This window comes from Pseudomonas soli, from assembly GCF_900110655.1.
GTDB lineage: Bacteria > Pseudomonadota > Gammaproteobacteria > Pseudomonadales > Pseudomonadaceae > Aquipseudomonas > Aquipseudomonas soli.
In genome coordinates this window covers 16,936-36,051 of the sequence record NZ_FOEQ01000010.1, presented here as the reverse complement: position 1 = coordinate 36,051, position 19,116 = coordinate 16,936, and the positions used below count along the sequence as shown (strand labels likewise).

General features: G+C 63.1%; 16 protein-coding genes. 6 read left to right on the top strand and 10 right to left on the bottom strand.

From position 1 onward, the window contains the following. The first annotated feature begins 259 nt into the window (after nt 1-259). On the top strand, nt 260-1,549 hold the full coding sequence (gltA, locus tag BMY03_RS19805) for a citrate synthase (protein ID WP_023628898.1): 1,290 nt from the start codon (nt 260-262) through the stop codon (nt 1,547-1,549). 69 nt (nt 1,550-1,618) lie between these two features. Here the strand turns inward: gltA and BMY03_RS19800 are convergent, their stop codons facing one another. From BMY03_RS19800 to rlmKL, 7 genes are all read right to left on the bottom strand, one after another. Then, nucleotides 1,619-2,224, bottom strand: a complete 606-nt coding sequence (locus BMY03_RS19800; protein WP_023628899.1) for an START domain-containing protein — start codon at nt 2,222-2,224, stop codon at nt 1,619-1,621. A 33-nt stretch (nt 2,225-2,257) separates the two neighbouring features. Next, the gene (locus BMY03_RS19795) at nt 2,258-2,512 is read right to left on the bottom strand and encodes a YkgJ family cysteine cluster protein (RefSeq protein ID WP_023628900.1); all 255 of its coding nucleotides are present in this window, start codon (nt 2,510-2,512) and stop codon (nt 2,258-2,260) included. A gap of 107 nt (nt 2,513-2,619) precedes the next feature. Next, nucleotides 2,620-3,072 (bottom strand): hypothetical protein, encoded by a 453-nt coding sequence (locus BMY03_RS19790; RefSeq protein WP_094012047.1) that lies wholly within the window; start codon nt 3,070-3,072, stop codon nt 2,620-2,622. Nucleotides 3,073-3,134: 62 nt separating this feature from the next. Continuing rightward, entirely contained in the window at nt 3,135-4,577 is a 1,443-nt protein-coding gene (locus BMY03_RS19785; protein ID WP_038706507.1) for an aminotransferase-like domain-containing protein, read from the bottom strand. A 115-nt stretch (nt 4,578-4,692) separates the two neighbouring features. Further along, on the bottom strand, nt 4,693-4,923 hold the full coding sequence (locus BMY03_RS26415; protein WP_094012046.1) for a hypothetical protein: 231 nt from the start codon (nt 4,921-4,923) through the stop codon (nt 4,693-4,695). A gap of 706 nt (nt 4,924-5,629) precedes the next feature. Continuing rightward, nucleotides 5,630-8,029: a sensor domain-containing diguanylate cyclase gene (locus tag BMY03_RS19775; RefSeq protein ID WP_094012045.1), complete on the bottom strand. Its 2,400-nt coding sequence runs from the start codon at nt 8,027-8,029 to the stop codon at nt 5,630-5,632. A gap of 95 nt (nt 8,030-8,124) precedes the next feature. Beyond that, a complete protein-coding gene (rlmKL, locus tag BMY03_RS19770; RefSeq protein WP_094012044.1) occupies nt 8,125-10,323 on the bottom strand; it encodes a bifunctional 23S rRNA (guanine(2069)-N(7))-methyltransferase RlmK/23S rRNA (guanine(2445)-N(2))-methyltransferase RlmL in 2,199 nt (732 codons plus the stop codon). A gap of 550 nt (nt 10,324-10,873) precedes the next feature. On the opposite strand from rlmKL, the gene rmf reads away from it, so the two are divergent. Next, nucleotides 10,874-11,089: a ribosome modulation factor gene (rmf, locus tag BMY03_RS19765; protein ID WP_003248687.1), complete on the top strand. Its 216-nt coding sequence runs from the start codon at nt 10,874-10,876 to the stop codon at nt 11,087-11,089. Between the two features lie 139 nt (nt 11,090-11,228). Here the strand turns inward: rmf and BMY03_RS19760 are convergent, their stop codons facing one another. Then, the gene (locus tag BMY03_RS19760) at nt 11,229-12,254 is read right to left on the bottom strand and encodes a quinone-dependent dihydroorotate dehydrogenase (RefSeq protein ID WP_038706511.1); all 1,026 of its coding nucleotides are present in this window, start codon (nt 12,252-12,254) and stop codon (nt 11,229-11,231) included. A gap of 126 nt (nt 12,255-12,380) precedes the next feature. On the opposite strand from BMY03_RS19760, the gene BMY03_RS19755 reads away from it, so the two are divergent. The 4 genes from BMY03_RS19755 to BMY03_RS19740 all read left to right on the top strand — a co-directional run bounded on the left by BMY03_RS19755 (nt 12,381) and on the right by BMY03_RS19740 (nt 17,232). Next, nucleotides 12,381-13,595, top strand: a complete 1,215-nt coding sequence (locus BMY03_RS19755) for a CmpA/NrtA family ABC transporter substrate-binding protein (RefSeq protein ID WP_038706512.1) — start codon at nt 12,381-12,383, stop codon at nt 13,593-13,595. A gap of 11 nt (nt 13,596-13,606) precedes the next feature. Beyond that, nucleotides 13,607-14,182 carry an ANTAR domain-containing response regulator gene (locus tag BMY03_RS19750; RefSeq protein ID WP_023631803.1) on the top strand — a complete coding sequence of 192 codons (576 nt, stop codon included), beginning with the start codon at nt 13,607-13,609 and terminating at the stop codon, nt 14,180-14,182. A gap of 161 nt (nt 14,183-14,343) precedes the next feature. Then, a complete protein-coding gene (locus tag BMY03_RS19745) occupies nt 14,344-15,555 on the top strand; it encodes a nitrate/nitrite transporter (protein WP_038706513.1) in 1,212 nt (403 codons plus the stop codon). A gap of 9 nt (nt 15,556-15,564) precedes the next feature. After that, nucleotides 15,565-17,232 (top strand): bifunctional protein-serine/threonine kinase/phosphatase, encoded by a 1,668-nt coding sequence (locus BMY03_RS19740; protein WP_038706514.1) that lies wholly within the window; start codon nt 15,565-15,567, stop codon nt 17,230-17,232. A 70-nt stretch (nt 17,233-17,302) separates the two neighbouring features. Here BMY03_RS19740 and BMY03_RS19735 read toward each other — a convergent pair whose 3' ends face one another. Together BMY03_RS19735 and sigX are read right to left on the bottom strand one after the other, a co-directional pair. Next, nucleotides 17,303-18,343, bottom strand: a complete 1,041-nt coding sequence (locus tag BMY03_RS19735; protein ID WP_023632142.1) for an OmpA family protein — start codon at nt 18,341-18,343, stop codon at nt 17,303-17,305. Between the two features lie 110 nt (nt 18,344-18,453). Beyond that, complete coding sequence (sigX, locus tag BMY03_RS19730; RefSeq protein WP_046854750.1) at nt 18,454-19,020, bottom strand: RNA polymerase sigma factor SigX; 567 nt, start codon at nt 19,018-19,020, stop codon at nt 18,454-18,456. Between the last annotated feature and the right edge of the window lie 96 nt (nt 19,021-19,116).

Sequence of the window (19,116 nt, the reverse complement as noted above, 5' to 3'; positions counted from 1 at the left end):
GGCTTGAAAGCCCCTGGGAGTCGGCTGCCGAGTATAGACAGTTAGGCTGCTTATGACAACGTGAGGGGCTAGCCCAAATAGCGCATTGCCTTTAACGGACAAAAGGCGTAAACGGGCGAGAATTTCGTGAAAAATTAGGCCTCAGAGGGCGTTTCAACCAGCCTTTAGGCAAATTGACATTCGAATTTATCCCTCTATAGTGGTGCGGGCCCTGCGTGGGGGGTCTGTCTGATGATTTCAAGCATTAATAGGAGGCCACATGGCTGACAAAAAAGCGCAGTTGATCATCGAGGGCGCTGCCCCCGTCGAGCTGCCCATTTTAACCGGCACCGTTGGTCCCGATGTTATCGACGTCCGCGGGTTGGGGGCATCAGGCCACTTCACCTTCGACCCAGGTTTCATGGCGACCGCATCGTGCGAGTCGAAGATCACCTACATTGATGGCGACAAGGGCGTGCTGCTGCACCGCGGCTACCCGATCGAACAGCTCGCCGAACAGTCGGACTACCTCGAGACCTGCTACCTTCTGCTCAACGGTGAATTGCCGAATGCCGAGCAGAAGGCCCAGTTCGTCAGCACCGTGAAGAACCACACCATGGTTCACGAGCAGCTGAAGTCGTTCTTCAACGGCTTCCGCCGCGACGCCCACCCGATGGCGGTGATGTGCGGCGTGGTCGGCGCTCTGTCGGCGTTCTATCACGACTCGCTGGACATCAATAACCCGCAGCACCGCGAAATCTCCGCGGTACGCCTGGTCGCAAAAATGCCGACCCTGGCCGCGATGGTCTACAAGTACTCCATGGGCCAGCCCATGATGTACCCGCGCAACGACCTGTCGTACGCGGAAAACTTCCTGCACATGATGTTCAACACCCCGTGCGAGATCAAACCGATCAGCCCGGTGCTGGCCAAGGCGATGGACCGGATCTTCATCCTCCACGCCGACCACGAGCAGAACGCCTCCACCTCCACCGTGCGCCTGGCGGGCTCCTCGGGCGCAAACCCGTTCGCCTGTATCGCCGCCGGTATCGCCGCACTGTGGGGCCCTGCCCACGGCGGTGCGAACGAAGCCGTACTGACCATGCTCGATGAAATCGGCGATGTCTCGAACATCGACAAGTTCATCGCCAAGGCCAAGGACAAGAACGACCCGTTCAAGCTCATGGGCTTCGGTCACCGCGTGTACAAGAACCGCGACCCGCGCGCCACCGTGATGAAGCAGACCTGCGACGAAGTGCTCAACGAGCTGGGCATCAAGAACGACCCGCAGCTGGAACTGGCCATGCGCCTGGAAGAGATCGCCCTGACCGATCCGTACTTCGTCGAGCGCTCGCTGTACCCGAACGTCGACTTCTACTCGGGCATCATTCTCAAGGCCATCGGCATTCCGACCAGCATGTTCACTGTGATCTTCGCCCTGGCGCGGACCGTCGGCTGGATCTCGCACTGGAAGGAAATGCTCTCCAGCCCGTACAAGATCGGCCGCCCGCGCCAGCTTTACACCGGCTACGAGCAGCGTGACATCGTCGAGCTGAAAGACCGCAAGTAAGCCTTTTCGGCCGAACGCAAAAAGGCTGCCCTCGGGCAGCCTTTCTTGTTTCTGCATTACCAAAGCCGATCACTGTTTCTCGGCACGCTCCTTCAACCCCTTCAGGGTATTGAACGGTGCATCCACCACGAACTTGTTGGCCAGCCAGGACGGCACGCTGCCACCTGGTTCGGTGTGCACCTGGTAGGTCACCTCGGTGCTGTCACCCTTGGGCACCAGCTTCCAGTAGCCCTCTACCTGGGCGACGCGCACGAAGCCCTTTTCCTCCGGCAGATACTTCGGCTGCTCCTCAAGCTTGCGGGTCAGGCTACCATCAGCCTCCTGGACAGTGGTCACATGCAGGACGGAATCGCGTGGCGTCACCGGCCATGGCGTATTGAACTGAGTGTAGGTCCAGCTCTGGTCGCCCTCGCTCTTGAGCAGTTTCTGCGACTTGCACTCGTGGATCCAGGCGCAGGCCCCGACCACGTCCTCCTGCAACGCCTTGACCTTGGCCAGTGGTGCCTTGATCACGGTCACGCCACGGTAGGCCTTGTACTTGGAACCGGCCACCTCGCTGAGGGACACCTTGATCCCCTCCTCGTCCTTGGCCACCTGCCAGTTCTCGGCCCAGGCCGTGGGTGCCAGCACGACACCCATGCCACACAGCAGTGCAATACGCTTGATCGATCTCATCATCTTGTTCCTTGTTGTCGAGGATCCAACCTGTCATGCCGCCGTCATTTGCTCCAACCACCCGATGATGCGGATGGCCTCGTCACGATCGTTGCCACAGATGTCCGCTTCCGCCTTGAAGCCGCCACACACCTGCGGTCGCTCGGGCTTGCCGAACAGCGCACAGAGGTTTTCGACATTAAGGTGCAGACAGCGTTCGCCGGCCGGCTTGCCCTGGGGCATGCCGGGGATAGGCGAACTGATGGACGGGGCGATGCAGCAGGCACCGCAGCCCTCGCGGCATTTCATGACAACAGGACTCCCAGGAGCAAAACGGGACGAACGTCCCTGGATACTAACCGCTCAAACATATGTTTGAAATTGCCGAGCGAATGAAAAAGACCGTGACCCGGCAGTCAGTTACGAAACTCGAAATCGATCGCTGCACCTTCGACATCGCGCCGGCTGTCGTTGCGCAACTGCAGCTGCATTTCGTTGCTGATCAGTCGGCCGTTGAGCTGGAACGGGCTGCTTTCGGATTCCGGCTTGGTGGGGAACATCGACGGCAGCAGAGGCTTGCGCACCACCGGCCCGCCACCCAGGTCCGGCTCGAGATGCCTGACCATCTCACTCGGCAGGCTCAGGTCGATCTTCGGCTTGTGCAGCGGTTTGGCGACAGCCTTGCTGACAGGCTTGGCCTTCACCTTGGGCTTGGCCTTTGGTTTAGCCTTGGACTTGGCTGCAGTCTTGGCCGCCGACTTGTGCACCCCCTGCGCCTTGGCAGCAGGCTCGGCAGCCTGCACCGCTCCGGCCGGCAGCCAGGGCAACGCGCAACACAGGGCAATGACAAGAGGACGAAACAGGTTCATGGGTACCGGGAACGTAAGCTGCAAAACGCGTATGCTCCCTGTTCCCCACTCATCTGACAAGCCTACAAAAGTGAACCTGTAGGCTCACGGCACAATTGTTGGGCCAGCAGCCCCAGGGTCATCACCGCGCGCTCCGCCTCGCGGTTCCAGGGAATGCCGCAATTAAGCCGGATACAGTGATTGAACTGCTCGGTGTTACTGAAGATCAGGCCCGGCGCAATGCTGATCCCCTGCTCCAACGCCCGCACATGCAGCTCCTGAGTATTGACTCGCCCTGGCAGGCTCACCCAGAGGATGAAGCCACCTGTGGGCCGGGTCATCTGCGTGCCCTCAGGGAAATGCTGCTGCACCGCCAGCTGGTAGGCACTGAGGTTCTTGCGATATTCCTGGCGAATGTAGCGCAGGTGGCGATCGTAGCCCCCGTTCTCCAGGTAGGCGGCCACCGCCATCTGCGTGACACTACAGGCCGAGTGCGTGGTGAAGGTCTGCAGGCGCTGGATCTCGTCCTGGTAGCGCCCGGCGATCATCCAGCCGACCCGCACCCCTGGTGACAAGGTCTTGGAGAAGCTCGAGCAGTAGATCACCCGGTCAAGACGATCAAACGCCTTAAGCGCCTTGGTGCGCCCCTGCTCAAACATCAGTTCGCCGTAGATATCGTCCTCGACGATCTGTATGTCGAAATCCGATGCCAAACGCAGCAGTTGCTTCTGCCGCTCCTCAGGAATGGTGCCGCCCAGCGGGTTGCTCAAACGCGCCGTCAACACCAGCGCCTTGATTGACCACTGGTTGGCGGCCAGTTGCAGGGCCTCCAGGCTGATACCGGTAGAGGGATCGCTGGGGATTTCGATGACCTTGAGCCCCAGCAGGTCGGCCAATTGCAGCAGGCCGTAGTAAGTGGGCGACTCGGCCGCGATCAGGTCGCCCGGCCGGGTAAGGACCCGCAGCGCCATCTGCAGCGCATCGACACAGCCATGGGTGACCACCACCTCACGTGGATCGACCAGTACGCCGGCATCACGCATGCGTATGGCGATCTGTCGGCGCAGGGGTTCGAACCCCGGGCTGAACATGTAGCTGAAGGCACGCGGGCTATGGAAGCGCGTTACCTTGGCCAACTGCTGGTGCAGGGCACGCACGGGCAGGTAGTCCACATGCGGCACCGCGGCGCCGAACGGGAAAACCCCATCGCGCCGCGCCTCGACTAGCACTTGCTGGATGATGCTTGCCCGGGTGACCAGGCCCGGGCGCTCGACCCGCGCGATATCCGGGGTCTGCGCCGTCAACGCCGGGGTCTGGTGGACGTAGTAGCCGGACTGCGGCCGGGCACGTATCAGACCCTGATCCTCGAGATTGGCGTAAGCCTGCAGTACGGTGGCATGGCTGACATTGAGCTGCGCGCTCATCTTGCGCACCGACGGCACCCGCTCACCCGGCTGGTAGACACCCCGACGGATGTCATCGGCCAGTTGCTGGGCAATGCGCTGGTACAGCAGCAGGTTGGTCATGGCGTGTTCTCGAAGCGCTGACGGGTCATTGTTCTTGTGTGGCTCACTGCGGGCCAGAATACCGTAACAGTTCCGAAGTGTACTGGGACAGATTGGAGAATAGCCAACAATACAGTTACGTGACAGAGAAGTGATAGCCGACCACGTCGGCGCGCCGACGAACGCTCAAATTACCTTTGATACTGCCGTTGCCGTTGCCGTTGCCGTTGCCGTTGCCGTTGCCGTTGCCGATCAGGAGTCTAGCGCCATACCCAGCTAGCGACAGCTGCGTCAGCCCAGGCGCCGCCCGTAACTTCGCGACTTCAGGAGGCCGAACGGAGGTCTTGCGGAGGGAGGTGACGGGCATGGATGCCCGTCAAGCGCTGCGCCCCAGGATGGGGCGTTCAGCGCGGTCCTCCCGGGAGCAAGGCCGGAGTGAGGGGACCCGGAGCGAAGCGGAGGGCCGGATGAATGGAGCGCCACGGCTTTGCTTACTTTGGCCATGACCAAAGTAAGCCGCCGTAAGGGCGGAAAGGTGACTATGCGTCGATATCGCAAATGAATGCACTTACAACTATAAAAACCCACACCAACCGCCTTTTACTTTTACTTTTACTTAAACAATGTGTGTTTTGAAAGTTATATGCGCATTCATTTTCGGTAGTGACGCATAATCACCTTTCCGCCCTTACGGCGGGTCCCTTTTTGAAGGATCAAAAAGGAACCAAAAAATCCTCGCTCCATTCATCCGGCCCCTACGCTTCGCTCCGGGCTCCCGGGAGGACCGCGCTGAACGCCCCATCCTGGGGCGCAGCGCTTGACGGGCATCCATGCCCGTCACCTCCCTCCGCAAGACCTGCGTTCGGCCTCCTGAAGTCGCAATTTGTGTCGCCTGAACTATCGCGCACTTAGAAGCAAAAGCAGAGCAGAGCAAGAGCAAGAGCAAAACTTGGAGAATTATCGATTGAAAATAAGACAATACACCGACGCACCGAAATACAACCTGAATTCGCATGCAACTTCAAACCGACACTAACTACCACTCGCGAATCAACAAGAACATCAAACTTAAGTCAAGACAACAACTCCCCCTCAACCCGATCCCTCCCCCCCTGCTTGGCCGCATATACACCAGCATCCGCCCGCAACAACAATGCATCCGCCCCCTCCCCAGCGCGCCACCCCGCTACCCCGAAACTCGCGGTGACCCGCCCGACGCCTTCCACCGGCACACTGCGCACCCCCCGCCACAACTCCTGTGCCAGCACCCGCGCCTGCTCGGCACTGCTCCCGGGACACAACACCATGAACTCCTCCCCACCCAATCGGCAGAACACATCGGTCCGCCGCAGCCGATGCGCGATCCGCTGGCACAAGCTGCGCAGCACATGATCCCCGACCGCGTGCCCGAACTGATCGTTGATACGCTTGAAATGGTCGATGTCCAGCATGATCACCGCCAGGTCCAGACCTTCGCGCTGCGCCCGATCCAGCTCGTTGCGCAACCGCTCCTGGAAATAGCGACGGTTGTAAATGCCGGTCAGGGCGTCGGTCACCGACAATGCGCGCAACTCTTCCTCGACCCGCTTGAGATCCGAGATATCCGTCAGGTAGCCATGCCAAAGCGTGCTGCCGTGCTCGCCGATCTCCGGCGTCGCCTCCCCGCGCACCCAGCGCAGCCCCGCTTGCGGCAGGCACACCCGGTACTCCTCCCGCCATGGCGTCAGGTGCTCGGCGGAATAGCGCACCGAACGCCGTACCCGCTCCAGGTCGTCCGGGTGAATTCGCTCGAACACCGCCGTGGCATCCTCGCGCAACACCGCCAGGTCCACTTCATAGATCTCGTGCAGCCCCTGGCTGGCGTAGGGGAAACAGGAATGTCCATCAGCATCCAGGCGATACTGGTAGATTCCGCCAGGTACCTCGGCACTGAGTTTCTCCAGCAAGCGGTCGCGGGCCGCCAGGGCCTCGTGTACCCGACGCCGCTCGGTGACATCGATGCAGATTGCCAGGTAACCCACCCACAACCCCTGCTCATCCAGCACCGCCGTCACCAGCATGTTGGCCAGCAGATGGCTGCCGTCCTTGCGCACCAGTGTCCAGTCCGCTGGCTGTGCGCCACCTTCCTGCGCAGTCTCGGCAAACATCGCCTGGCCGGCGCCGACCTCGCGACCAAAACGCTGACTCAGGGCATGGGCGCGCTGGTGCAGCTCATCAGCCAGTACCAGGTCCTCCAGACGCAGCTGGCCCAGGGCTTCACTGGCCGAATAGCCCAGCATGCGTTCGGCACCCGCATTGAAAGTGCCGATCACCCCGCGCAAGCTGGTGGCGATAATCGCAACCTGAGTCGCAGCATCAAGCACGCTGCGCAACTGATTGTGAGTCTCGCGCAACGACTGCTCGCTGACACGTAGTTCGGCAGTACGCCGTGCGACCAGGCCCAGGGCACGTTGGCGCTGGCTGAACAGGCTGTAAAGCAACAGCGCCAGCAATACGCTCAACAGGCCGCCGAGCAATGCCACCACCGGTACCGCCGACGACTGGTTGGCCAATAGAAAGTCCTGGCTTGGGCGAATGTCGAGCTGGTAGTGATGGTCAGCCAGGTGCAGCAGGTGACTGCTGGCAAGGCCCATGCGCGCAGGCGGCCCGCCAGAATCGAACAGCACCTCGTGACCACCCTCGTTGGACAGGTCGAGAATGCGCACCACCAGGTTGTCGTCGGCTACGGTGGGCAGGCTCTCGGCAATCAACTGGTGCAGGCTCAGCAAGGCCATCACATAACCTCGGGGCAACCCATTCGCAGACGCCTCATCGCCAAAGACGGGAGCGACCATCAGCAGGCCACGGGTGTAGGTCGGCTGGACATTGATCATGTCCAGCGGCGCGGACACCGCCATGCTGCCGCGTGCCTGGGCCCGGGCAAGTGGCGCGGCGCGCGGCGCCTGCCCGCCCAGGTCGAAACCATAGGGCTGGGCCTCATGGCTCGCCGCCTGGGTATACAGGATCGGGTAATAGTGGTCGCGCATCGCAGCCGGCTGTAATCGGCCCTGGGCGTCCAGGTCACGGATCTGGTATGGCTGACCCAGCAAGGCGCTGGAGCGCTGCTCGAACGCGCTACGCTGCCCCGACGCTACCCGCGGTGCCCAGGAGTAGGCCTGGGTGCGATGCAGCAATGGGCGTGCGTAACCATCGAACGCGTAGGGCGTGACTTCACTGGAGTATGTGATAAAGCGGCGCAGGCCATCCAGGCGCAGCTCCTGCTCCTCGAATCGTTCAACGATACGGCTGTAGCGCTCACTGGCCAACAGCTCGAAACGCTGGCGCAGTTGCTGCTTGAAGAAGGTCTGCGTGGCCATGGCCAGCGCGGCCGTGAGCAGCGCCCCGGCGACCAGCGCCGCCAGGGCCACGCCCCAGGCCGACAGCTCGTCACCGAACAGGCCAAGCGGCTTCGCAGGTACGCCTGGGTTCGACATAGAGGACTCTCAGCAACGTCAGCGTCCTGCGTATTGTCCCGCCCTGTCCTGCTTTATAGCCGCTGGCCAGTGGCCACGCCATGTACCTCGTCGGCTCAGCGCAAACGCAGCTGCCAGGCGCGATGGATGCGGTTGTTGCGAGCGAAGTCAGGATCCAGGGTCTGGGCGCTGATTTCCTCCACCGCATACCGCGTCGCCAGGTGCTCGTCGAGCTGGAACTTGCGGAAGTTGTTGGAGAAGTACAGCACACCACCCGGCGCCAGGCGCGCCATGGCCAGGTCGAGCAGCTGCACATGGTCGCGCTGCACGTCGAACACCCCTTCCATGCGCTTGGAGTTGGAGAAGGTCGGCGGGTCGATGAAGATCAGGTCGTAGCTGTCCTGGGCGTTCTCCAACCAGGCCATGACGTCGCCCTGCTCCAGGCGGTTGCGCTCGGAGAAACCGTTGAGCGACAGGTTGCGCCGTGCCCAGTCCAGGTAAGTCTTCGACAGGTCGACGCTGGTGGTGCTGCGCGCGCCACCCTTGGCTGCGTGCACGCTGGCCGTGGCGGTGTAGCAGAACAGGTTGAGGAAGCGCTTGCCCGCCGCCTCGCGCTGGATACGCAGGCGCATCGGGCGATGGTCGAGGAACAGGCCGGTGTCCAGGTAGTCGGTGAGGTTGACCAGCAGCTTGACGCCGCCTTCGCTGACTTCCTGGAAGCGTCCTTCGGTGGCCTGGCGTTCGTACTGGCGAGTGCCGGTCTGGCGTTCCCGGCGCTTGAGCACCACGCGCTGCGGATCGACGCCCAGGGCTTGGGGAATCGCGCTGAGCGCGTCGAGCAGGCGCGCCTGGGCCTTGTCCGGATCGATCGAGCGGGGCGCGGCGTATTCCTGCACGTGTACCCAGTCGTGATACAGGTCGACTGCCAGCGCGTACTCGGGCATGTCGGCATCGTACACGCGGTAGCAATCGACTTTCTCGCGACGGGCCCACTTGCCCAGCTGCTTGAAGTTCTTCTGCAGGCGATTGGCGAACATCTGCGCGCCTTCCGACAGGCGCGCCGGCTCGCTGGCCACCGCTGCCTGGCGGCGCGGCTCGTCCTCGCCCGCCTCGGGCTGGGCCTGGCGACGATCGCCGGTGACGAACTGGTCCGGCTGGACCTTGAACAGCAGCAACTTGCACGGCAATGCGCCGTTCCAGAAAGCGTATTGCTTGTGGCTGCGGATGCCCATGCGCTTGCCCAGCTCCGGCGCACCGGTGAACACCGCCGCGTCCCAGCCCATACACGCCTGGCGCAGGCGCTCGCCGAGGTTCTGGTAGAGGTACAGCAGGCTGGCTTCATCACCCAGGCGCTCGCCATAGGGCGGGTTGCTGATCACCAAGCCCTTCTGGTTCTGGTCCGGGCGCGGTTCGAAGCTCGCTACCTCGCCCTGGTAGATCTTCACCCAGTCGCCCAGGCCTGCGCGCTCGACGTTGTTGCGCCCCGGCTGGATCAGCCGCGGGTCGGCCTCGTAGCCACGAATCCACAGCGGTGGCTTGGCCAGGCCCACCTGGGCACGGGCCTGGGCCTCGTCGTGCAGCTTGCGCCACAGCGCCGGCACATGCCCGAGCCAGGCCGTGAAGCCCCAGCGCTCGCGCTTGAGGTTGGGGGCGATGTCGGCGGCGATCATCGCCGCCTCGACCAGGAAGGTGCCCACACCGCACATCGGGTCAGCCAGGGCGCCGCCCTCGGCTGCAATACGTGGCCAGCCCGAACGGATCAGCACCGCCGCTGCCAGGTTTTCCTTCAATGGCGCCGCGCCCTGCTGCAGGCGATAACCGCGCTGGTGCAGGCTGTGGCCGGACAGGTCGAGGGACAGGATGGCCTCGCCACGATCCAGGCGCAGGTGTACGCGCACATCCGGGTCGACCTTCTCCACCGACGGGCGCAGGCCTTCGCGGTTGCGCAGCTTGTCGACGATGGCGTCCTTCACTTTCAGGGCGCCGAAGTGGGTGTTGTCGATACCCGAACCATGGCCGCTGAACTCCACCGCCAGCGTACCGTCGGCCGCCAGGTGATCAGCCCAATCGAGGGCATGCACACCGTCATAGAGGTCATCGGCGTTCTTCATGGAAAAACGCTTGAGCACCAGCAGCACCCGGTTGGCCAGGCGCGACCACAGGCACAGGCGATAGGCGGTTTCCATATCGGCGTCGCCGCGAATGGCCGAGGTGTGTTCACGCACCTCGCTCAGGCCCAATTGGCGGGCCTCCTCGGCGAGCAGGCCTTCAAGACCCTTGGGGCAGGTGAGATAAAGTTCGAAACGGTCCGACATGTGCAATCCAGAGCCTTTGGCTAGGTAGATGGCAAACCGACGCATCGGCTGCCGCTGTTTGCCCGGGCACCTTTCCAGCAGGCGCCCGGGTGGCCTTGCGAAGCGCTCGCAAGACCTGGCCGCCCGGCAGACCAACGCCTCGCGCAGAAGCGAAAGAGGCTTTGATCGTCGGGCAGTGTGAAAATTTCGTGGACCCAGGATTCAGATGTGACCCTTCGTCGCATTACCAATTATTACTGTCATCAGCGAGCAACGCTGGCCATTTGACGTCAACGCTGACTAAACCCTGATCATAGCGGGCTCAACGGCAAACAAGGTTGAGTCGCATTTATTTACTTATCCCCTCACCCTCGGAAAGGTTACGTCCTTATGACAAATCGATCATTCACACTGTGACTCGCATTCGTTAGAACTGATCTCAGGCCGCACCGCAACGGGGCGGCACTTTCAGCCCGCGACGCCGGCAGCGGGCGCAAACCGGCAGAACGATTCTGCCCGGCCTCGGAGAGGCCGACGGGACATTACAGTCAACAAGTGAGGGCAACACCCTATGAGAAGACTTAAGCGTGATCCGTTGGAAAGAGCATATTCACGTGGCTACCAGTATGGAGTCACCGGCAAATCCCGCGAACTTTGCCCCTTCAATCTACCCTCTGTACGCCAAGCCTGGATCAACGGCTGGCGCGAAGGTCGCGGCGATAACTGGGATGGCATGACCGGCACCGCTGGCATTCATAGACTCAACGAAAATCACGCCGTTGGCTGAACGAGGACACTGAATTCGAGTCACCATGCGCGCCCTATCCGGGCGGCGGGCTACGGCCCAGGGGCCCCTTTGAAGGGGCCCTTTTTTATGCACCGTATTTTCCCGCCAAATCTTCTATACAGCGTGGGAGCGGCTCATTTCATGGTTTCGGCATCGCCGCAATCGCATCCACCGCTTCACGAATCAACGCCGGGCCTTTGTAGATGAAGCCCGAATAGATCTGCACCAGGCTAGCCCCAGCGGCGATCTTCTCAGCCGCGTGGCGCCCCTCGGTAATACCGCCAGCGGCGATGATCGGCAGCTTGCCGCCCAGTTCGCCCGCCAGCACCTTCACCGTGTGCGTGCTCTTTTGCAGTACCGGGGCGCCCGACAGGCCGCCCGCCTCGCCACCGAACGGCAGCCCTTCGACACCTTCGCGGCCCAGGGTGGTGTTGGTGGCGATCACCGCATCCATGCCCGACTCGCGCAGCGCCGCGGCAACCAGCGCGGTCTCTTCGTCGCTCATGTCCGGTGCGATCTTGATCGCCACCGGCACGCGCTTGCCGTTGGCCGTGGCCAGCTGTTCACGTCGTTCGGCCAGGGCATCGAGCAGTTGCTTGAGCGAGTCGCCGAACTGCAGCGAACGCAGGCCCGGGGTATTCGGCGAGCTGACGTTGACGGTGATGTAGCTGGCGTCGTTGTAGACCTTTTCCAGGCAGATCAGGTAGTCGTCCTGGGCCCGCTCGACCGGAGTGTCGAAGTTCTTGCCGATGTTGATGCCCAGTACCCCGGTGTATTTCGAGGCGCGCACACGTGCCAGCAAGTGGTCAACACCCAGGTTGTTGAAGCCCATGCGGTTGATGATGGCCGTGGCTTCAGGCAGGCGGAACAGCCGTGGCTTGGGGTTGCCCGGCTGCGGGCGCGGCGTCACGGTGCCGATCTCGACGAAACCGAAACCCAGCTGGGCGAAACCGTCGATGGCTGCGCCGTTCTTGTCCAGGCCTGCGGCCAGGCCGACCGGGTTGGCGAAGTTCAAGCCCATCACCGTCACCGGCAACGCCGCCGGCTGCTTGCACAGCAGACCGTTGAGCCCGAGGCGGCCACCGGCGCCGATCAGGTCCAGCGAGAGGTCGTGGGAGGTTTCCGGGGAGAGCTTGAACAGCAGCTGGCGGGCCAGGGTATACATGGGCGGGCGGACTCGCGGTGTGTGAGGGGGCGATTATAGCCAGCGCGCCGCCAGGGCGACAGGCCCATGGCACATGGGTTGCTATGTCAGTTGCAGGCAGCCCATTGCGAACGCTCGAGGAACTCCGTGAACACAGCCCTCCCGACAACGCCCCTGGCCTGGGTCAACGGCAGCGACGCGCCGGAAAAACCCAGCCTGGACATCGGTTTCATGGCCCTCACCGACTCCGCCTCGGTAGTGGTCGCCGCCACCCAGGGTTTCGCCCAGCCATTTGGCCTGACTCTCAACCTGCGCCGCCAGGCCTCCTGGGCCGGACTGCGCGACAAGCTGGTCAGCGGCGAGCTCGACGCCGCCCACTGCCTCTATGGCCTGGTGTACGCGGTGCACCTCGGTATCGGCGGCGTGCCCGCCAGCCCCCTGGCCGTGCTTATGGGCCTGAACCAGAACGCCCAGGCCATCAACCTCTCTCCCGCACTGCAGCGCAAGGGCGTGACCAACCCCGAGGCACTGGCGCGGCTGGTGCACCAGCAAGGCGCACGGCTGACCTTCGCCCAGACCTTTCCCACCGGCACCCATGCCCTGTGGCTGTACTACTGGCTGGCCAGCCAGGGTATCCACCCATTGCGTGACGTCAGCAGCGTCGTGGTGCCCCCGGCACAGATGGCCGCCCACCTGCAGGCCGGGCGTATCGACGGCTTCTGCGTCGGCGAACCCTGGTCGGCGGAAGCGCTCGCCAAGGGCCAGGGCTTCACCCTGGCCACCAGCCAGTCGATCTGGCCCGATCACCCCGAAAAGGTCCTGGCCTGCGCGCGCGGTTTCGTCGAGCAGTACCCCAACAGCGCCCGCGCGCTTATCCAGTCGGTACTCGCCGCCGCGCGTTTCATCGAGCAGAGCCAGGAAAACCGCCGCAGTACCGCGCAACTGCTCAGCGGCAGCGCCTACCTTGACACCCCCGTCGACAGCATCGAGCCGCGCCTGCTCGGCGACTACCAGGATGGCCTCGGCCATCGCTGGCACGACCCCCATGGCCTGCGCCTGTTCGACCAGGGCCGGGCCAACCTGCCCTACCTGTCCGACGGCATGTGGTTCATGACCCAGTTCCGCCGCTGGGGCCTGCTGCGTGACGACCCGGACTACCTCGGGGTCGCCCGCCAGGTGCAACAGCTGGCCCTCTACCGCGAGGCCGCCTCGGCACTGGGCGTGCCCTGCGCCGACCTGCCCATGCGCAGCAGCCTGCTGCTCGACGGCCGCCGCTGGGACGGCAGCGACCCCCATGGCTATGCGCGCAGCTTCCCCCTGCACGCCCTGGACGCGGCGCCTGATGTCCGCGCCAGTCACTGAGGGGGGCGAACATGCTGCGTATTCTGCTGATCGACGACACCGAAAAGAAAGTCGGTCGTCTCAAGGCGGCCCTGATCGAGGCCGGCTTCGAAGTGATCGAGGCCGGCAACCTGAGCATCGACCTGCCCGCCTGTGTCGAAACGGTGCACCCGGACGTGGTGCTGATCGATACCGAGTCACCTGGCCGCGATGTGATGGAACAGGTAGTGCTGGTCAGCCGCGATCGCCCCCGCCCGATCGTGCTGTTCACCGACGAGCACGACCCCGACGTGATGCGCCAGGCGATCCAGGCTGGAGTCAGCGCCTACATTGTCGAGGGGATCCAGGCCACGCGCCTGCAGCCGATCCTCGACGTGGCCATGGCCCGCTTCGAAAGCGACCAGGCGCTGAAGGCGCAATTGCTGGCCCGCGACCAGCAACTGGCCGAGCGCAAGCGCATCGAACAAGCCAAGGGCCTGCTGATGAAAATGAAGGACTGCAACGAGGAAGCGGCCTACACCCTGATGCGCCGCCAGGCCATGAGCCGCCAGCAGAAGCTGATCCAGGTAGCGGAACAGATCATCGCCATGTCGGAGCTGCTGGGGTAGGCAAGACCTTGGCCCGCCTCTTGCTCATGCAACCCCGGGTAGCCAACGGCGGTTGCCCCCCAGACCCCGACAAAGACGTCGCTTCCCCGCCACTCATCCGTGGACCGGGCAGCGGCGTCTTTTCGTTTCCACCCTGTGTTGTGCGCCCCACGAGGTGTCCGATGAATACGAGCTTCTGGAAATCCGGGCATGTGCCCACCCTGTTCGCCGCCTTCCTGTATTTCGACCTGAGCTTCATGGTCTGGTACCTGCTCGGGCCGATGGCGGTGCAGATTGCCGCCGACCTGCAACTGACCGCACAGCAACGCGGCCTGATGGTGGCCACGCCGATCCTGGCCGGTGCGCTGCTGCGCTTTGCCATGGGCGTACTGGTCGATCGCCTGTCGCCCAAGACCGCCGGGCTGATCGGCCAGGTGACGGTGATCGTCGCCCTGGCCTGTGCCTGGCAGCTGGGCGTGCACAGCTACGAACAAGCCTTGCTGCTGGGTGTGTTCCTTGGCTTTGCCGGCGCCTCGTTCGCCGTATCCCTGCCGCTGGCCTCGCAGTGGTACCCGCCGCAACACCAGGGCAAGGCCATGGGCATCGCCGGTGCCGGCAACTCCGGCACGGTGTTCGCCGCGTTGCTGGCGCCGGCGCTGGCGGCCGCCTTCGGCTGGAACAATGTGTTCGGCTTTGCCCTGCTGCCGCTGCTGCTGACCCTGGTGCTGTTCGCCTGGCTGGCCCGCAATGCCCCGCAACGGCCCAAGCCCAAGGCCACCGCCGACTACCTCAAGGCCCTCGGCGACCGCGACAGCTGGTGGTTCATGTTCTTCTACAGCGTCACCTTCGGCGGCTTCATCGGCCTGGCCAGCGCCCTGCCTGGCTATTTCAGCGACCAGTATGGCCTGAGCCCGGTGACTGCCGGCTACTACACCGCCGCCTGCGTGTTCGCCGGCAGCCTCATGCGCCCGCTCGGCGGCGCCCTGGCCGACCGCTTCGGTGGCATCCGCACCTTGCTGGCAATGTACAGCGTGGCCGCCGTATGCATCGCGGCGGTGGGCTTCAACCTGCCCAGCGCGACGGCGGCCCTGGCGCTGTTCGTCAGCGCGATGCTCGGCTTGGGCGCTGGCAATGGCGCGGTATTCCAGTTGGTGCCACAGCGCTTCCGCCAGGAAATCGGCGTGATGACCGGGCTGATCGGCATGGCCGGCGGTATCGGTGGCTTCCTGCTCGCCGCAGGCCTGGGCAGCATCAAGCAACATACCGGCGACTATCAACTGGGACTGTGGCTGTTCGCCAGCCTCGGCCTGCTGGCCTGGTTCGGCCTGCATGGCGTCAAGCAGCGCTGGCGCACAACCTGGGGATCGGCCGCAGTCACCGCGGCCCGAGTCTGAGGGCACGCGATGAGCCTGCAATTGAGCTTCGCTCATGCCAGTGCCACCGGGCCACGCCCGGATAACCAGGACGCCCTGCGCCTGGTCACCCCGGTGCCGGAACTCGCGGCCAGCAAAGGCTACCTGTGCGCGCTGGCCGATGGCGTCAGCCAGTGCGCCGACGGCGGCCTGGCAGCGCGCGCCAGCCTGCAGGCCCTGGCCCTGGACTACTACGCCACGCCCGCCACCTGGAGCGTGGCGCAGGCCATCGACCGCCTGCTGGTGGCGCAAAACCGCTGGTTGCGCGCCCAGGGCAATGGCCAGCCGCTGCTCACCACCCTCAGCGCCCTGGTACTGCGTGGGCGACGCTTCACCCTCGCGCATATCGGTGACTGCCGGGTATATCGCTGGCAAAACGGGCAATTGCAATGCATGAGCGAAGACCATGTGTGGGAACAGCCCGGCATGCAACATGTGCTCAAGCGGGCCCTGGGCCTGGACCAGCAGTTGCTGGTGGATTACCTGGAAGGCGACCTTCGTGAAGGCGAGTGCTTCGTGCTACTCAGCGATGGCGTGTGGGCCTGCCTGGGCGACGCGCACATCCAGTCGATCCTGCGCGAACAACCTGACCTGCAGCAAGCCGCCGACACCCTCGTGGCCAGCGCGCATCATCGTGGCAGCCAGGACAACGCCAGTGCCCTGCTGGTGCGGGTCGACCGGCTGGGCGCGACCAACCTCGGCGACACCCTGGCGCAGCTCCAGCAGTGGCCCCTGCCCGGCGCGCTGCGTGACGACCAATTGATCGACGGTTGGCAAGTCGACAGTTTGCTCGCCCAGAGCCGGCAGTCGCTGCTCTATCGCGTTTGTGATCCACAAGGTCAGGCTTGGTTGCTCAAGACCTTGCCGCAGACCCGTCAGGACCCAGGGGCGGCCCAAGCCCTGCTATTGGAAGAGTGGTTCCTGCGCCGGGTCGCCGGCCGGCACTTCCCCGAAGTACACCCGGCCCGCCATCGACAGCACCTGTATTACCTGATGCGCGAATACCCAGGCACGACCCTTGCCGACCTGTTCAAGGCGGGCGGTCCCCTACCGCTGGCGCAATGGCTGGAGATAGCCCGCCAATTGCTGCAGGCCGTCGGCGCGCTGCATCGACGTAACCTGCTGCACCGCGACATCAAACCGGAAAACCTGCATTACGGCAGCGATGGCCAACTGCGCCTGCTGGACTTCGGGCTGGCGTACTGCCCAGGGCTTTCCGAGGACCCGCCCCATACCTTGCCGGGCACCCCCACGTTCCTTGCCCCGGAAGCCTTCGACGGCCTGCCCCCCCGGCCGCGCCAGGACCTCTATGCGGTGGGCGTGACACTTTACCACCTGCTTACCGGCCACTACCCCTACGGCGAGGTCGAGGCGTTCCAACGGCCACGCTTCGGGGCACCCGTGAACCCCGCGCGCTACCGCCCAGATATACCGGAATGGTTGCAGCGCAACCTGTTGCAGGCGGTGGCGGCAGACCCGGCGCAGCGGTTCGAGACCGCTGAACAATGGTTGCTGCTGCTGGAGCGAGGAGATCGTCAGGAGCTGGACGAGCGGCCACGGCCGCTGCTGGAGCGTGAGCCGTTGAAGGTATGGCGAGCGCTAGGGCTGCTGTCGATGTTGCTGAACATGCTGTTACTGCTGGTGCTGCTCAAACGCTGAACACGACCTAGAAATCGCGGACAAAGAAAAACCCGGCCAAGGCCGGGTTTTCCGTGAAGCATCAAACCAATTACTTGGCCTGGGCTTCTACCTGAGCTTCTACGCGACGGTTCACGGCGCGGCCAGCTTCGGTGGCGTTGTCGGCGACCGGACGGGTCTCACCGTAGCCAACCGAATCAACACGGCTCGATTCAACACCGTACTGCTGGGTCAGGACCTGCTTGACAGCATTGGCACGACGCTCGGACAGCTTCTGGTTGTAAGCGTCTGGGCCGACGGAGTCAGTGTGACCTTCCACGGTGGTGGTGGTCTGTGGGTACTGCTTCATGAAGTCAGCCAGGTTCTTGATGTCGCCGTAGCTGTTTGGCTTGACGACCGACTTGTCGAAGTCGAACTTGACGTCCAGCTCAACGCGAACGACTTCGGCAACAGCCGGGCAGCCATCAGCGTCAACGGTAACGTTGGCTGGGGTGTCAGGGCACTTGTCGACGTTGTCGCAGACGCCGTCGTTGTCGCTGTCGGAGCAGACTTCGGCAACTGGAGCCGGCGCAGGAGCGGCTTTCTGGCCACCGCTGCCACCGAAGTTCAGACCCAGACCAACGGTCGGACCCCACTCGGTGTTGCCGTTATCGATGTTGTACATGGCTTCGACGCCGGCACGGGCGAAGAACATGTCGGTGATGTACCACTTGGCGCCAGCGCCAACGTTGGCGAAGGTGGAGTGGTCACGGCCGCTACGGGTAGCCTGGCCCAGGCTCTCGTGAGCGAAACCGGCGGAAACGTACGGACGCAGCGCGTCGCCTACGGTACCGAAGTGGTAGGTAGCGTCGAGCTTGGTCTTGGAGCCTTTGATGTCTTTGTTGAAGACTTCACCACGAGCGTTGTGAGTCTCGTTGTAGCCCAGGTCCAGGGAGACGTCGTCGGTCAGGAAGTAGCCGAGACGAACGCCAGGGTTGGTGCCGTCGTTCTTGAAGTTACGCTCGCTGTCGTAGAACTGCTTGGTAACGTTACCTTCGATTTCGACCGCGCCTTGGCCTTGAGCCAGAGCGCCGAGCGAAGTCACGGCTACGAGAGAGCCAATGGCCAAGCCCAAGGTGTTTTTCAATTTCATCCGTTAAATCCCCATCTGGTGATAGTTAAGCAGTCCCACCAACATCCGGGGGACAACTCGACGGCAAGTCTAGCAGAACTTGCCGGTTGGTTAGAGGTATTTGCAGACCACTAAGTTTCAGCCACGCCTGCAAATTTCTCTCTAAGCTTGTCGAGCGCACGCTTGTAGCGCATTTTCGTGGCGCTCAGGCCCATGTGCATGATGTCAGCGATCTCCTGGAACTCCAGTTCCGCGACAAAACGCAGCACCAGGATTTCCCGATCGATCGGGTTCACATGCACCAGCCATTTATCCAGCCCGCCTTTTTCTTCCGGCTTTGGTGCCTTGTCCTCGGACGCCTCTTCCACAGGGTCCAGGCTCAACGCATCCATCAGCCGACGCTTGCGACGCTCCTTGCGGTACTGGGTGATACATTCGTTGTACGTGATGCTGTACAGCCAGGTCTTGAACTTGGACTTGCCCTCGAAATTCTTCAACCCGTACAGCACCTTGAGCATCACCTCCTGACAGACATCGTCGGCATCCCGATCGTTCCCCAGGTAACGCGCACAGACGTTGAACAGCGTGCGCTGGTAGCGCCGCATGAGCTCCTCATAGGCGCGGGTGACGTGAAACAGCTCCTCATGCGAACGCGCCACCAACTCCTCGTCGGTGAGCTCGCGGGGGTCATAGCGCATGGGCGGCGAATGAACTTTATTCAAAACGGATCTGGCCGACAGTCAGGTCAATGTCGCCGCTCGGCCCCGTGGGCCGATTTTTGCGGCGGCATACAT